Source organism: Janibacter hoylei PVAS-1, assembly GCF_000297495.1.
Lineage (GTDB): Bacteria > Actinomycetota > Actinomycetes > Actinomycetales > Dermatophilaceae > Janibacter > Janibacter hoylei.
Genome location: NZ_ALWX01000031.1, coordinates 14,484 through 28,151 on the forward strand (window position 1 = coordinate 14,484; position 13,668 = coordinate 28,151).

At 72.7% G+C, this 13,668-nt stretch carries 11 protein-coding genes; 4 read left to right on the forward strand and 7 right to left on the reverse strand.

Translation table 11 applies throughout. The features are described from left to right. Positions 1 to 26: 26 nt before the first annotated feature. Positions 27 to 1,154: a diacylglycerol/lipid kinase family protein gene (locus tag B277_RS07445; RefSeq protein WP_040881107.1), complete on the reverse strand. Its 1,128-nt coding sequence runs from the start codon at positions 1,152 to 1,154 to the stop codon at positions 27 to 29. A gap of 99 nt (positions 1,155 to 1,253) precedes the next feature. On the opposite strand from B277_RS07445, the gene serS reads away from it, so the two are divergent. Then, complete coding sequence (gene serS, locus B277_RS07450) at positions 1,254 to 2,585, forward strand: serine--tRNA ligase (protein ID WP_007926842.1); 1,332 nt, start codon at positions 1,254 to 1,256, stop codon at positions 2,583 to 2,585. 80 nt (positions 2,586 to 2,665) lie between these two features. Further along, the gene (locus B277_RS07455; RefSeq protein ID WP_007926844.1) at positions 2,666 to 5,401 is read left to right on the forward strand and encodes a helix-turn-helix transcriptional regulator; all 2,736 of its coding nucleotides are present in this window, start codon (positions 2,666 to 2,668) and stop codon (positions 5,399 to 5,401) included. Between the two features lie 47 nt (positions 5,402 to 5,448). On the opposite strand, the gene B277_RS07460 is transcribed toward B277_RS07455, so the two are convergent. The 3 genes from B277_RS07460 to B277_RS07470 form a co-directional block, all read right to left on the reverse strand. Beyond that, on the reverse strand, positions 5,449 to 6,297 hold the full coding sequence (locus B277_RS07460) for an ABC transporter permease (RefSeq protein WP_007926846.1): 849 nt from the start codon (positions 6,295 to 6,297) through the stop codon (positions 5,449 to 5,451). After that, positions 6,294 to 7,259: a daunorubicin resistance protein DrrA family ABC transporter ATP-binding protein gene (locus B277_RS07465; protein WP_040881108.1), complete on the reverse strand. Its 966-nt coding sequence runs from the start codon at positions 7,257 to 7,259 to the stop codon at positions 6,294 to 6,296. Before B277_RS07465 ends, B277_RS07460 begins: the two co-directional genes overlap by 4 nt. Before the next feature lie 62 nt (positions 7,260 to 7,321). Further along, positions 7,322 to 7,972 (reverse strand): DedA family protein, encoded by a 651-nt coding sequence (locus B277_RS07470; protein WP_007926850.1) that lies wholly within the window; start codon positions 7,970 to 7,972, stop codon positions 7,322 to 7,324. Positions 7,973 to 8,011: 39 nt separating this feature from the next. On the opposite strand from B277_RS07470, the gene B277_RS07475 reads away from it, so the two are divergent. Next, a complete protein-coding gene (locus B277_RS07475) occupies positions 8,012 to 8,698 on the forward strand; it encodes a TrmH family RNA methyltransferase (RefSeq protein WP_051987936.1) in 687 nt (228 codons plus the stop codon). Positions 8,699 to 8,719: 21 nt separating this feature from the next. Here the strand turns inward: B277_RS07475 and B277_RS07480 are convergent, their stop codons facing one another. Then, complete coding sequence (locus tag B277_RS07480) at positions 8,720 to 10,021, reverse strand: acyltransferase family protein (RefSeq protein ID WP_007926852.1); 1,302 nt, start codon at positions 10,019 to 10,021, stop codon at positions 8,720 to 8,722. Between the two features lie 133 nt (positions 10,022 to 10,154). Further along, entirely contained in the window at positions 10,155 to 11,681 is a 1,527-nt protein-coding gene (gene putP, locus B277_RS07485) for a sodium/proline symporter PutP (protein WP_007926853.1), read from the reverse strand. Between the two features lie 77 nt (positions 11,682 to 11,758). On the opposite strand from putP, the gene B277_RS07490 reads away from it, so the two are divergent. Continuing rightward, positions 11,759 to 12,976 (forward strand): pyridoxal phosphate-dependent aminotransferase, encoded by a 1,218-nt coding sequence (locus B277_RS07490; protein WP_007926854.1) that lies wholly within the window; start codon positions 11,759 to 11,761, stop codon positions 12,974 to 12,976. 35 nt (positions 12,977 to 13,011) lie between these two features. Here the strand turns inward: B277_RS07490 and B277_RS07495 are convergent, their stop codons facing one another. Beyond that, a complete protein-coding gene (locus tag B277_RS07495) occupies positions 13,012 to 13,611 on the reverse strand; it encodes a lipoprotein LpqH (protein ID WP_007926856.1) in 600 nt (199 codons plus the stop codon). Positions 13,612 to 13,668 lie beyond the last annotated feature (57 nt).

Below are 13,668 nucleotides of genomic sequence, written 5' to 3' on the forward strand. Positions count from 1 at the left end.
TCGCCAGAGGCCTGCCCGCCCGGGGCTCAGACCCCCGAGACCCGCACGACGAGCGCCTGCCGGTCGACCGTCACCCGCAGTCGCGATGCCTCGCCGATGACATCGCCGTCGACCTGTACCGGGTGCGGCTCGTCGACGACCGCGGTGTACTCGGCACCGCTCGTGCGGATGAGCTCCTGACCCGCCTTGTCGGAGCGGCCGAGGACCCGCACCGCGATCGAGCCCCACCCGACGAGGGTCTTGGGCGCGACGACGATCCCGTCGACGAGGCCGTCGTCGAGACGGGCCGAGGGGATGAGCTGGATGCCGCCCGTGAGGGTGCCGCAGTTGCCGAAGAGGATCGTGCGGGCGAGCACCGGCCGCTGCTCCCGGCCGTCGATGCTCCACCGGACGCGAAATCGCTGGATGAAGATGCTCTTGATGCCCGTGACGAAGTAGGCCGACCAGCCGACCCGCGCCTTGAGCTGCTCGCTCGTGTTGCCCATGATCGCCGCGTCGAAGCCCATGCCGGCCATGACGAGGAAGGGGTGCCGGTCCACGGGTGGGCCCTCGACCGGCTCCTCGGCCTGGCCGGAGTCGTCGGTGGCCGCCTCCTCCGCGGGGTCCAGCTCGAGCCACGCGACGTCGATCGCCTTGTTGCGCCCGCTGCAGGCGACGCGCAGGGCCTCGGTGAGGTCGCCGGCGACGGGGATGTCGAGGTTGCGGGCGAGCAGGTTGCCGGTGCCGCGGGGCAGCAGCCCCATCGGGGTCCGGGTCCCGGCGAGGGCGACCGCCACGGCGCGGATCGTGCCGTCGCCACCGAGCGGGCAGACGACGTCGACGCCGGCCTCGAGGGCCTCGCGGGCCTGCCCCGTCCCGGGGTCCTCGGCGGTCGTCTCGATGTAGAGCGGCTCGGACCAGCCCAGCGCGGCGCTCGCCGCCGTCAGCTCACGGCGGGTCGCCGCGACGTCGTCGAACTTCGTCGGGTTGATGATGATCGCCGCGCGGCGAGGGCGCTCCGGCGCGCCGTCGCGGCGGAAGCTGCCGCGGGTCGGGCGTGGCCGCGCGTGACGGGCGCGAGCCGCGCCGGGGCCGGCGAGGACGAGGGCGATGATGACGCCGACGAGGGCCAGCGAGAGGGCGAGCGCGAGCGCCAAGAGGGTCCAGTCCGACACGGCCGTGACGCTACCCGACCCACGCCGTCGCGGTGGCGTCGCGCTCGCGCCCGACGAGGGCGGGAGGGCCCGCGGCCCATCGCGGATATCCTGCGTCACGTGATCGACCTCAAGTTCCTGCGTGACCAGCCCGATGCCGTCCGCGCGAGCCAGCGCGCCCGTGGCGAGGACGAGTCCCTCGTCGACGCCGTCCTCGCGGCCGACGAGCGCCGCCGCGAGGCCATCGGTGCCTTCGAGTCAGCGCGCGCGGAGCAAAAGGCGGCGAGCAAGGAGCTCGGCCCGCTCATGGGCCGGCTCAAGAAGGCCGAGAAGGCCGGCGAGGACGTCACGCTCGTGGCCGAGCTCGAGGCCGAGGCTGCCGCGCTGCGGGACAAGGGCGCGGCGCTGTCGGCCCGGGTCAAGGAGCTCGAGGCCGCGGCGGAGGCGGCGAAGGGGGAGCTGGACACCTCCCTTCGTCAGATCGGCAACGTCATCCAGGAGGGAGTCCCCGCCGGCGGCGAGGAGGACTTCGACCTGCTCGAGGAGGTCGGGACCCCGCGCGACTTTGCCGCGGAGGGCTTCGAGCCCAAGGACCACCTCGAGCTCGGTGAGCTGCTCGGCGCCATCGACATGGAGCGTGGGGCCAAGGTGAGCGGCAGCCGCTTCTACTACCTCACCGGCATCGGCGCCCGGCTCGAGACCGCTCTCATGAGCCTGGCCCAGCAGATCGCCGCGGAGGAGGGCTTCACCCAGCTCGTCGTCCCCAACCTCGTGCGCGCCGAGACGATGGCCGGCGCCGGCTTCCTCGACGCGCACGGCGACGAGGTCTACCACCTGCCCGCCGACGACCTCTACCTCACCGGCACCTCCGAGGTCGCGCTCGCCGGCTACCACGCCGACGAGATCCTCGACCTGCGCGACGGCCCGCTGCGCTATGCCGCGACCTCGACCTGCTACCGCCGCGAGGCGGGCAGCTACGGCAAGGACACCCGCGGCATCTTCCGGGTCCACCAGTTCCAGAAGACCGAGATGTTCGTCTTCTGCCGGCCCGAGGACGCCCAGGCCGAGCACGACAACCTGCTGCGCATCGAGCGGCGGGTGCTCGAGGCCCTCGAGCTGCCCTACCGCGTCATCGACGTCGCCGCCGGCGACCTCGGCGGTCCCGCCTCGCGCAAGTACGACTGCGAGGCGTGGGTCCCCACCCAGGGCAGCTACCGCGAACTGACGTCGACGAGCAACTGCACGACCTTCCAGGCGCGCAGGCTGCGCATCCGCGAGCGTCAGGCCGACGGAGGTGGCACCCGGACGGTCGCCACCCTCAACGGCACCGCCATCACGAGCACTCGCCCGATCGTCGCGATCCTGGAAAACCACCAGCAGGCCGACGGATCGGTCCGGGTGCCGAGCGCGCTGCAACCCTTCCTCGGCACCGAGGTCATCTCCCCCCGGTGACACCCGCTCGACCGACCCGCGGTGTAGCCCGCGCAGGCCTGCGGGCTACGTTGGAGGGGTCCGACGACGGAGGAGCTCGCGTGCATCTCGCTGCGCAGCACGACCTGGGCGGAGTCCCCGCCCCGGTCGGACGTGCCCGGCTGGTCGCCGCCGTCACCGCGCGCGTCCTCGACGGACAGGCGATCGCGGTCCACGGCCCACGGGGCATGGGACGCAGCACCTTCCTCGACCTCGTCGCCGCCGGACTGCCCCAGGTCGTCGCCGTGCGCCTGCAGCGCCCGGGCGTCGCCGGCCACGGCGCGACGCTCATCGCGCAGGCCTTCGAGGACGACGTCCTGGACGAGCTGCCCGCGAGCATGCGGACGGTGCTCCTCGACGCCGAGGCCCGGGCCGACGCCCCCGGCAGCCGGCTGGCCGATGCACTGACCGAGCTGCTCACCGCGCGGGCGTCGCGGGCCCCCTTCGTCCTCGTCGTCGACGACGCCCAGCACCTCGACGAGTCCAGCCTCACCGCCCTGCGGGTGGCCGCGGGGCGCTCACTCGGGCCCGGCGCGGTCGGCATGCTCCTCGGGGTGGGGCCGGGCGAGCCGGTCGGGAGCGCCGGCTTCGTCCCCACCCCCGGCCAGGTGCGCGAGGTGCCGGTGCTGCACATCGACCTCGAGCCGCTCGCCGGGGCCGACACCGTCGAGATGCTCGCCGCCGTCGGCGTGCCGACCGACACCGCCCTGTGGGCGCACCGCGAGTCCGGTGGCAACCCCGGGATCGCGCACGAGATCGCCGCGACCGCCGACGAGTTCTCGCCGTCGACCGTCTCCCGGGCCGAGTACGCGCGGGCTCGTGAGCGGGTGCAGCCGCTGTCCGAGGTGGTGCTCGCCACCCTGCGACGGATCGCGGTCATGCACCAGCCGACCGTCGAGGTGCTCATCCGCCTCGGGGGCCGGGAAGCCGCGCAGAGCATCCGCACGGCCCGCGCCCTGGCCCTCGTCGTCGACGAGGACGACTACCTGCGTCTCACGCCGGGGGCGCTCGCCGACGTCCTGCTCGAGTCGGTCGACAGCGACGAGCTCGTCCGGCTGCACCGCGAGCTGGCCGACCACGCCGGGAGCGAGGCACTGACCCGCTACCACCGCGCCCTGGCGGGCGATCCGTCGACGCGGCCGGCCGACCTGGCCTCCTCCGCCGCGGCTGCCGCAGCGCGTGGCGAGCACGACCTCGCGGCGCACCTCTACCTGCTCGCCGCCGACGCCGGGACCCCGCAGCGGGCCGAGTGGCTCACCTGCTGCCTCGAAAACGCGGTGATCGGCAAGGAGACCCGTGTGCTGCACCGGGCCATCGAGGGCGCTGCCGAACTCACCGAGCCCCACCAGCGAGTGCGGGCCGACCTCGCCCTGCTCGAGCTCGACGACAGCTCGCCCGACGAGGTGCTCATCGCCGCGCTGCACGCCTCCGAGCGCCACCCCGAGCTGCAGGCGCGGGTGCTCCTCCAGCGCGCCCGCATCCTCCTCGGCACGCACGAGCTGCGCACCGCGCTCGACCTGGCGCGGCGATCCGTCGACCTGGCGGGGCGCGCGGGCCGCCCGGACATCGAGGTCGAGGCGCTCACGGTGGCCGCCTCCGTCAGCCGGTCCCTCGGCGAAGGGAGTGCCCGCGAGCTCATCGAGCAGGCGGCCTCGCTCGCCGGACCGCCCCGCCCGGGCCAGGTGCACACCTCCCCGCGCTACATCGCCGCCCGCTTCGCCCTCCACGACGACGACCTGCGCCGCGCCCGGTCCGAGTTCGTCGACCTGCTGGCGGGGGTCGGCCCGGACGCCGGGTACGACACGGTGCACGTGCTGCGCAGCCTCGTCGAGGTCGTCGCCCGCCAGGGTCGGGGCCGGGAGGCACTCGAACTGGCGGCGCGGGCCACCCGTGCGGCCTCACACTTCCACACGCCGGTCGCGACGACCTGGTACATCGAGGCCTTGGCGGAGCTCGTCGGGGGCACCTTCGAGCGGGCGGCCCTCATCAGCTCGCGTGGCGTGGACCTCGCTCGGGAGCAGGGGGACGAGCGCTACCTGCGCCGGCAGCTGGCCCAGCTGGGGCTGGCTCGTCTGCACCTCGACGAGCTCGATGCGGCCGTGGCGGCGTACCGCGAGCTGCGGCGGATCGACGCGGCGAGCGGCATCCGCGACGTGACCGCCCTGCGCTGGCACACCGATGCGGTGACGGCGCTCGCACTCGTCGGGGAGACCGACGAGGCGGCGGCGCTGCTCGCCGAGGTCCGGTCGGCCGTCGAGGTGGGTCTCGGTGCCCCCGGCACGGGGATCGCCGCGGATCGCGCCGAGGCCGAGATCGCGGCTGCCGAGGGGGACCTCGACGGTGCCCGGCTGCTGGTGACCCGCTCCGCCACGGCGGCGGCGGAGCGTCGCCTGCCGATCGAGCAGGCCCGTTCGCTCGTGGCCCTGGCGCACATCGAGCGTCGGGCCCGGCGTACGGGCCGCAGCCTCGAGGCGGCGGCCCGCGCCCGCGAGGTGCTGCGGCCACTGCACGCAGACCCGTGGGCCGCCTGGGTGCAGGCCCGCTTCCCGGAGGGCGCGGCCCTGCACTCGCTGGAGCCGGAGGAGCCCGAGGGCGCCGACCCGCTGGCCCAGCTCACCCTCACCGAGCAGCAGGTCGCCGGGCTGGTCGCCGACGGCGCGAGCAACCGGGAGATCGCCCAGCGGTTGCACCTGAGCGTCAAGACCGTCGAGGGCACGCTGACGCGGATCTACCGCAAGAGCGGTGTGCGCTCACGCACGCAGCTGGCGACCTTGGTCCTCGGCCGCCGGTCGCGCTGACCCGGGGCGGGCTGAGCCCTCTACGGCAACCCGGTCGCGCGGCCGGGTCAGTCGGTCGTCCGTGCGTTGAAGGCCCGCAGTGCGAGCGGCGCGATGACCAGGGTGATGCCCACGGACCAGATGATCGTGGCCAGCTCCGGGTGGTGCAGCGGCCACGGGGCGTCGGCGCGCAGCGGCTGACCCGCGACGCCCCAGTTGTCACGCATCGCCTGACTGAGGGCTGAGATCGGGTTCCACTCGGCGACGGTGCGCAGCCAGCTCGGCATGACGTCGGTCCGCGCGAAGGCATTGGACAGGAAGGTGATCGGGAAGATCGTCGTGAACATCAGACCGTTGACCGCTTCGACCGATCGCATGGCCGACCCGACGAGGATCCCGATCCAGATCATCGCGAAGCCGAAGAGCAGGAGCAGCCCGTAGCCGATGAGCGCGTTGACCACGCCGTCGTGCAGCCGCCACCCGATGAAGAGCCCGGTGACCGACATGACCGCGACGCCGATGCTCGAGTGGATGAGCGCGGCGATGCTGCGCGAGATGAGGATCGACGAGCGACGGATCGGCAGCGACCGCAGCCGGTCGACCATGCCCTTGCCGATGTCGGTGTTGAGCCCGATGGCGACGATGAAGGCGCTGAAGGCGATCGTCTGGGCCATGATCCCGGGCAGCAGCCAGGGCTTGTAGTCGACGCCGGGGATCTGGATCGAGCCACCGAAGACGTAGGCGAAGAGCAGCACGAACATCACCGGCTGGATCGTCACGTCGGTGAGCATCTCGGGCTGCCGCTTGATGTGGGTCAGGTTGCGGCGGACCAGGGTGGTGATCTGCCGGACCCGACCGGCGCCGGTCGGTCGCGGGGCGACGGCCTCCGCGGGTGCTGCCTCTGCGTGGGCGGTCATGCCGGTGCCTCCTGGTTGGTGGCCTCCTCGGCCGCGTGACCGGTGAGGGAGAGGAAGACGTCGTCAAGGCTCGGCCGCTGCATGCCGAGGTCGTCGACCTCGATGCCCGCGCCGTCGAGGGCGCCGGCGATGCGGGTCAGGTCGGCGACACCCGCACCGGGCGCCGTCAGCCGCCGCGCGTCCGCGTCGACGTGGACCTCGCCGACGGCGCCGCGGACGAGCTCCGCGGCGCGGGAGACCTCGTCGTGGCGGGAGACGGTGACGACGAGGCTCGTCGCCCCAGACTGGTTCTTCAGCTCGAGCGGGGTTCCCTGGGCGATGATCCTCCCGTGGTCGATGACGCAGATCTGGTCCGCCAGCTGGTCGGCCTCGTCGAGGTACTGGGTCGTGAGCAGCAGGGTCGTGCCCTCACGGACGAGGTCACGCAGGACCTCCCACAGCTCCACCCGGCTGCGCGGGTCCAGACCCGTCGTCGGCTCGTCGAGGAAGAGCACCGACGGGTGCGCGATGAGGCTGACCGCGAGGTCGATGCGCCGGCGCATGCCGCCGGAGTAGTCCTTGACGACCTTGTCGCCCGCCTCGGTGAGCGAGAAGCGCTCGAGGAGGTCCTCGACCCGGCGTCGCACCTCGCGCCCGGGCAGGCCGTAGAGGTCGCCGATGAGCCGGAGGTTTTCGCGCCCCGTCAGCAGGTCGTCGACGGTCGCCCCCTGGGCGGTCAGGCCCATGCTCGCCCGCACCGCGTCGGGCTCGCGCACGACGTCGTGGCCGGCGACGGTCGCCGTCCCCCGCGTCGGGGTGGCCAGCGTCGTCATCATGCGCACCGTCGTCGTCTTGCCGGCGCCGTTGGGCCCCAGGAGGCCGAAGACGGTGCCGCGAGGCACCTCGAAGCTCACGTCGTCGACGGCGACGACGTCGCCGAAGGTCTTGACGAGGCCGCGAGCCTCGATCACGGGGGAGGTCATGCTGGCAACGCTACGGGGCGGCACCGACAGCGCCCAGCGGATTTCCCTCCGAGGCTCGGGGGCTACTGCAGGGTCTCGACGTCGATGTGGTCGTCCGGGTCGTGGCGCCGGCGCACCGAGCGCCGCCACATCCACACGACGACCCCGAGGGCGGCGAGGATGATGAGGACGTAGACGACCTTGCTGATCGGGTCCATGTACTGCTCGACGAGGTGGTAGCGGTCGCCGAGCTGGTAGCCGAGCCACACGAAGAGGGTGTTCCAGATGAGCGAGCCGGCGGTCGTGTAGCCGAGGAACTTCGTCACGGGCATGCGGTCGATGCCGGCCGGGATCGAGATGAGGCTGCGGATGCCGGGGACGAAGCGGCCGAAGAAGACCGCCTTGGGCCCGTGCTTGCTGAACCAGGCGTCGGTCTTGTCGATGTCGGCGACGTCGACGAGCGGCATCCTGTGCGCGATGACCTTGAGCCGATCCAGGCCGAGGGCCGCGCCGATGCCGTAGAGCAGGAGCGCCCCGGCCACGGAGCCGAAGGTCGCCCACAGGACTGCCTCGACGATCGAGTAGCGCCCCTGGGCGGCCGTGAAGCCCGCGAGCGGCAGGATCACCTCGCTGGGAATGGGTGGGAAGACGTTTTCGAGGAAGATGCCGAGCGCGATGCCGGGCCCCCCGATCCGGTCCATGAGGTCGAGGACCCACTCGACGATGGTGTTCATGCGGCCCTTCCGAGGCGGTGACGTCTACGGTGGGGGCCCGTGAGCACCCCGGATGATCGACACAAGGCTACGGGCGCTCCCTTCGCGCCGGCTGTGAGCCACGGCGTGGGGCCGTGGGAGGGCGCGTGGCCGCAGGACCCGCGGCTCGACCCCGAGCTGCTGGGTGAGGGCGACCGGCGCAATGTCGAGGACCGCTACCGGTACTGGTCGCACGAGGCGATCACCGCCGACCTGGCGACGCGGCGGCACGCCTTCCACGTCGCGATCGAGAACTGGGAGCACGACTTCAACATCGGCTCCGTCGTGCGCACGGCCAATGCCCTGGGCGCCGCGGCCTTCCACATCGTCGGCAGGCGGCGGTGGAACAGGCGAGGGGCGATGGTGACCGACCGCTACCAGGTGGAGCACCACCACCCCGACGTCGCGGCCTTCGCGCAGTGGGCGGCGACGGCGGGCGAAGGTGGGACCCCCCTTCGCGTCGTCGGCATCGACAACGTGCCGGGCTCGGTCCCGATCGAGACCCACGACCTGCCCCGCGACTGCGTCCTCGTCCTCGGGCAGGAGGGCCCCGGCATCTCCCCGGAGATGCTCGCCGCCTGCGACGTCGTGCTCGAGATCAGCCAGTTCGGCTCGACCCGATCGATGAACGCCGGCGCCGCGGCAGCCATCGCCATGCACGCCTGGGTGCGGCGGCACACCTTCGGCCAGCGCCCCACGACTCCCTGAGGTCGCCGCGGGGCACCGGGGTCAGGCCCGCGGCGCGAGCGAGCGCAGCGGCACCATCCGCAGCAGGAGCAGGGCCGCGACCGGCAGCACCGGCCAGACCCAGTGCACGCCGTCGGCGGAGACGATGCCCGACTTCGCCATGACGGCCAGGCCGCCGCAGACCGCGACCGTCGCGACGAGGGGGCGCCACACGCGGGGGGCGGGCCGCAGGTCGACGCTCGGGTCCTCGAGCCGGCCGAAGACCGCGATGAGGGCGACGGTGACGACGCCGCAGACCGCGAACCACACCGGTCGGGTGGCCCACCAGGCGCCGGTGGCCGGCTCGAGGTGCAGGCCGCGCCCGCCGAGGGCGAGCGACAGGCCGACGAGGCCGAGCATCGCCGTCATGTGCCAGAGGTAGAGCGTCATGATCCGGGCGTTGACGGCGATCGTCGCCCGCCACGCGGCCGGTCGCTGCAGCCAGGCCTGGAGTCGGCGCTCGGCGAGCAGCGCCAGCCCGATCTGGAACATCCCGAGGAAGAGGAGCGTCACGCGGGCCGGGTAGGAGTTTTCCACCGGCTGCCCGGTGCCGACCATGCCGACCGGGTAGGGGCCGACCCACACGAGCGCTGAGACGGCGGCGAGGCCGAGGGCCGACAGAGCGAGCCGGCGGCGGGCGCCGTCGAGGGCGCCGTCACGCCAGGCGTAGCCGAGCTGGTGGACGCTCGCCCACACGAAGAGGTAGTTGAGGAAGCCGACGAGGATCGAGCCGGTCGAGATCGAGACGAGGTCGACGACCGCGGCGACGGCCATGCCGCCGACGAAGCTCCACCAGCCGTACCGCTCCCAGAGCGCCAGCGTCACCGGTGCCACGGCGACGACGAGGACGTAGGCGGCGAGGAACCACGTCGGCACGAGCGCCGACTGGCTCGCGGTGCGCAGCAGGTCGGGGGAGACGCCGGCGGCGACCCCGACCGAGCAGATGGCCAGCCAGGCGATGAGCAGCGGTAGCACCGGCGTCATCAGCCGGCGCAGTCGGGCGCGCTGCCACGTCGCCCAGGTGTCCCCCTTCGCCCGCGCGGAGCGCCACGACGTCGCATTGGCGTACCCGCCGACGAGGAAGAAGAGCGGCATGACCTGCAGCACCCAGGTGAGGCCCTGGAGGGGCGGTACGAGGTCGAGCGTGTTGGCCATCGCCAGCTCGCCGTCGCGCACGACCACGGCCGCCATGAGCCAGTGACCGAGCACGACGACGCCGATGGCGACGGCACGGTAGAGGTCGACCACCCGGTTGCGGGTGTCGGGCGTGGCCGCCGCGAGGCGGGAGATCGTCGTCGTGTCCATGCCGACCAGACTCCCGACCCGCGACGAAGGGGGGATCCGCGCGAGTACTCAGGTCCCCGGGACCCGATACTCACCCCGGGCCCACGCTCCCCGAGGAGGTCGCGCAGCGACCGTCTCGAGGGGCCGGGCCCGGCTACGGGGCGGCCGTCAGGTCGATGTCGCCCCGATCGCGCGCGAGGTCGCGCTCCATCCGGTCGAACTCCTCGCCGATGCCCGGCTCGTCGGTCCGCTGGGCCAGCGAGACGACGACGGCGACGAGCAGGTTGAGCAGGAAGCCCGGGAGGATCTCGTACATCCGGTCGCTCAGGCTGTCGATGTTGCCCCAGACGAAGACCGTGACGGCACCGACGATCATGCCGGCGAGCGCGCCGTGGGCGGTCAGGCGGCGCCAGTAGAGCGACAGCAGGACGATCGGGCCGAAGGCGGCACCGAAGCCGGCCCAGGCGAAGGCGACGAGCTCGAGGATCGCCGAGTCGGGGTCGAGCGCGAGGACGAGCCCGACGAGCGCGACGACGAGGACGCCGATGCGGCCGTAGACGAGCAGCGCCTTGTCCGAGGCCTTGCGGCCGGTGAGGTTGACGAGGTCCTCGACGAGCGCGGAGGAGCACACGACGAGCTGGCTCGACATCGTCGACATGATCGCGGCGAGCACGGCCGCGAGGACGAAGCCCGCGACGAGCGGGTGGAAGAAGATCTGCGACAGGAGCAGGAAGACCGTCTCCGGGTCGTCGATCTGCTTGGCCGGGTCGGGGCCGTTGAAGTACGCGATGCCGATGAGGGCGGTCGTGATCGCGCCGAGCGCGGTGATGATCATCCACGTCGTGCTGACGATGCGGCCGTAGTGGGCGTCGGCGGGGGTGCGCAGCGCCATGAAGCGCACGATGATGTGCGGCTGGCCGAAGTAGCCCAGGCCCCACGCGGCCGTGGAGAAGATGCTCAGCGCGAGCAGGCCGGCACCGTCGTCGCCGGCGAAGAGGTTGAAGACATCGGGGTTCACGGCGCGGGCCCCGTCGGCGATCTCGCCCGGCGAGCCGACCTTGAAGACGGCGACGATCGGCACGGCGACGAGGGCAGCAAACATCAGCAGGCCCTGCGCGACATCGGTGAGCGTCGCCCCGAGGAAGCCGCCGAAGAGCGTGTAGACGAGGGTGATCGCCGCGACGAGCAGCACGCCGTGCAGGTAGGTCCAGCCGAAGGAGCTCTCGAAGAACTTGCCGGCGGCGACCATGCCGGAGGAGACGTAGAAGGTGAAGAAGGCGAGGATGACGAGCGCGGCGACGACGCGCAGGACGTTGGTCCGGTCGCGCAGCCGACGGCCGAAGTAGCTCGGGATCGTGATCGAGTCGCCGGCGATCTCGGTGTAGGCGCGCAGCCGTGGGGCGACGAACTTCCAGTTGAGCCAGGCGCCGATCGTCAGACCGATGGCGATCCAGCTCTCGATGAGGCCGGAGGCGTAGATCGCTCCGGGTAGGCCCATGAGCAGCCAGCCGGACATGTCGGCGGCATTGGCCGACAGGGCGGCGACAGCCGGGTGGAGACCACGCTCGGCGAGCATGTACCCGTCGATGTTGCGGGTGCGGGTGTACGCGTAGTAGCCGATGGCGAGCATCGCCGCGAAGTACACGCCGGTGGCGATGAGCTGGTAGGTCGTCTCCGACACGGGGGTCCTCTCTGGAAGGTGTGGCCGGGCGACAGTACACCCGCACGTGGCCTGTATCACAGTGCGACCATGACCACATGACCTCTCCCTTCGCCCCCTCCTCCCGGTCCGCGGTCGCTCCCTTCGAGGTCATGGACGTCCTCGCCACGGTCGCCCGCATGCGCGCCGAGGGTCGCGAGGTCATCTCGCTGTGCGCGGGGGAGCCGAGCCAGGGCGCGCCCGGGCCGGTCCAGGCGGCGGCGGCCGCGATCCATGCCGAAGGGAGGCCGCTGGGCTACACCCCCGCGCTCGGTACCGCGGCGCTGCGCGCGGCGATCGCCGGCCACTACCGCCGCTGGTACGGCCTCGACGTCGACCCGACCGAGGTCGCGGTGACGACGGGCAGCTCGGGCGGCTTCGTCCTGGCCTTCCTCGCGGCCTTCGACCACGGCGACCGCGTCGCGCTCGCCAGGCCCGGCTACCCGGCCTACCGCAACATCCTCGCGGGCCTGGGCTGCGAGGTCGTCGACATCGCGACCGGTCCCGCCGAGCGCTACCAGCCGACCGTCGCCCAGCTCGAGGTCGAGCACGCCCGCTCACCCCTGGCGGGGCTCGTCCTCGCCTCGCCGGCCAACCCGACGGGGACGATGCTCGACCGCGGCGAGCTCACCGCGATCGCCGCGTGGTGCTCCGCCCACGGCGTGCGCCTGGTGAGCGACGAGATCTACCACGGCGTCACCTACGGCGAGGGTCCCGACGCGAAGGGGGTCTGCGCGCGCGAGGTGGACGAGCACGCGATCGTCGTCTCCTCCTTCAGCAAGTACTGGGGCATGACCGGGTGGCGTCTCGGCTGGCTCCTCGTGCCGCAGGACCTGCGGGCGGCGGTCGACGCGCTCGCCGGCAACATCGCGCTCTGCCCGCCGGCGGCGGCGCAGGAGGCGGCGGTGGCGGCCTTCTCCGAGGAGTCCTACCGGCAGTGCGAGGCGGCGCTCGTCGACTTCGGCCGGGCACGCGAGCTGCTGCTCGAGCGGGTGCCCGAGCTCGGTTGGGGCGCAGCGGCGCCGGCCGACGGTGCCTTCTACTACTGGGCCGACCTGGGTGACCAGCTCGCGGGCTTCGCCGACGCCCGGGAGTACGCGTCGGCGCTGCTCGAGGCGACCGGGGTCGCGGTGACACCCGGCGGCGATTTCGACCCGGTCGAGGGATCGCACTGCGTGCGCCTGTCACTGGCGGCCGGTCCCGAGGCCATCGCCGAGGCGCTCGAGCGGATCATCGCCTGGCAGGACTCCCGACGCTCCCCGGGCGCCCGCCGATGAGCCGGCTCGCGCCCTGAGGAAGGACCCGTCCGCGATCAGCTCGGCGGGGCGACGTCGCCCTCATTGGTCAGCCCCATCCAGGTGGTGCACCCGACGTCCATGACGAAGGGGATGTCCTCGCGCTTTGTGCCGTCGACCTCGCCCTGGGCGGTGCCCTCGACGCGGACGGCCTTGTCCGAGTAGGTGATCGTCATGTCGTCCTGGTTGCCGACGAGGTCCCCGAAGCGGTCGGCGATGAGGTCCTCCTGGAAGCCGTTGGTCACCCGGAAGCCCGTGAGCGTCGCCTCGTCGCCGTCGAGGTCGAAGTCGGCGCCGACGATGGTGCTGTCGATCTCGCCCGACTCCTCGACCTCCTCCAGGCTCGGCATGTCGAGCAGGTCGATCGCGCCCTTGGTGCCGTCGTCGCTGCGCTGGCAGGCGGGCTTCCAGGGGGCCTCGATCGTCGTGCCGTCCACGACGATCGTGTTGGATCCGGTGGCCTCGCCGCCGTCCCCGGAGGAGGTGGCCGCGCCCGACGACGACGAAGGGGAGGTCGAGGACTCCTCCCCGGAGGAGCCGGAACCGCAGGCGGCGGTCAGGAGGACGGCGGCGGTGGCGGCAGCGGCCCCGAGGCGGCGTCGGGTACGGAAGTGCACGTGGTTCCCCTTCGTCGTGACGTGGCGAGGGGCGCGTCCCCCCCCGGTCGCGCGACC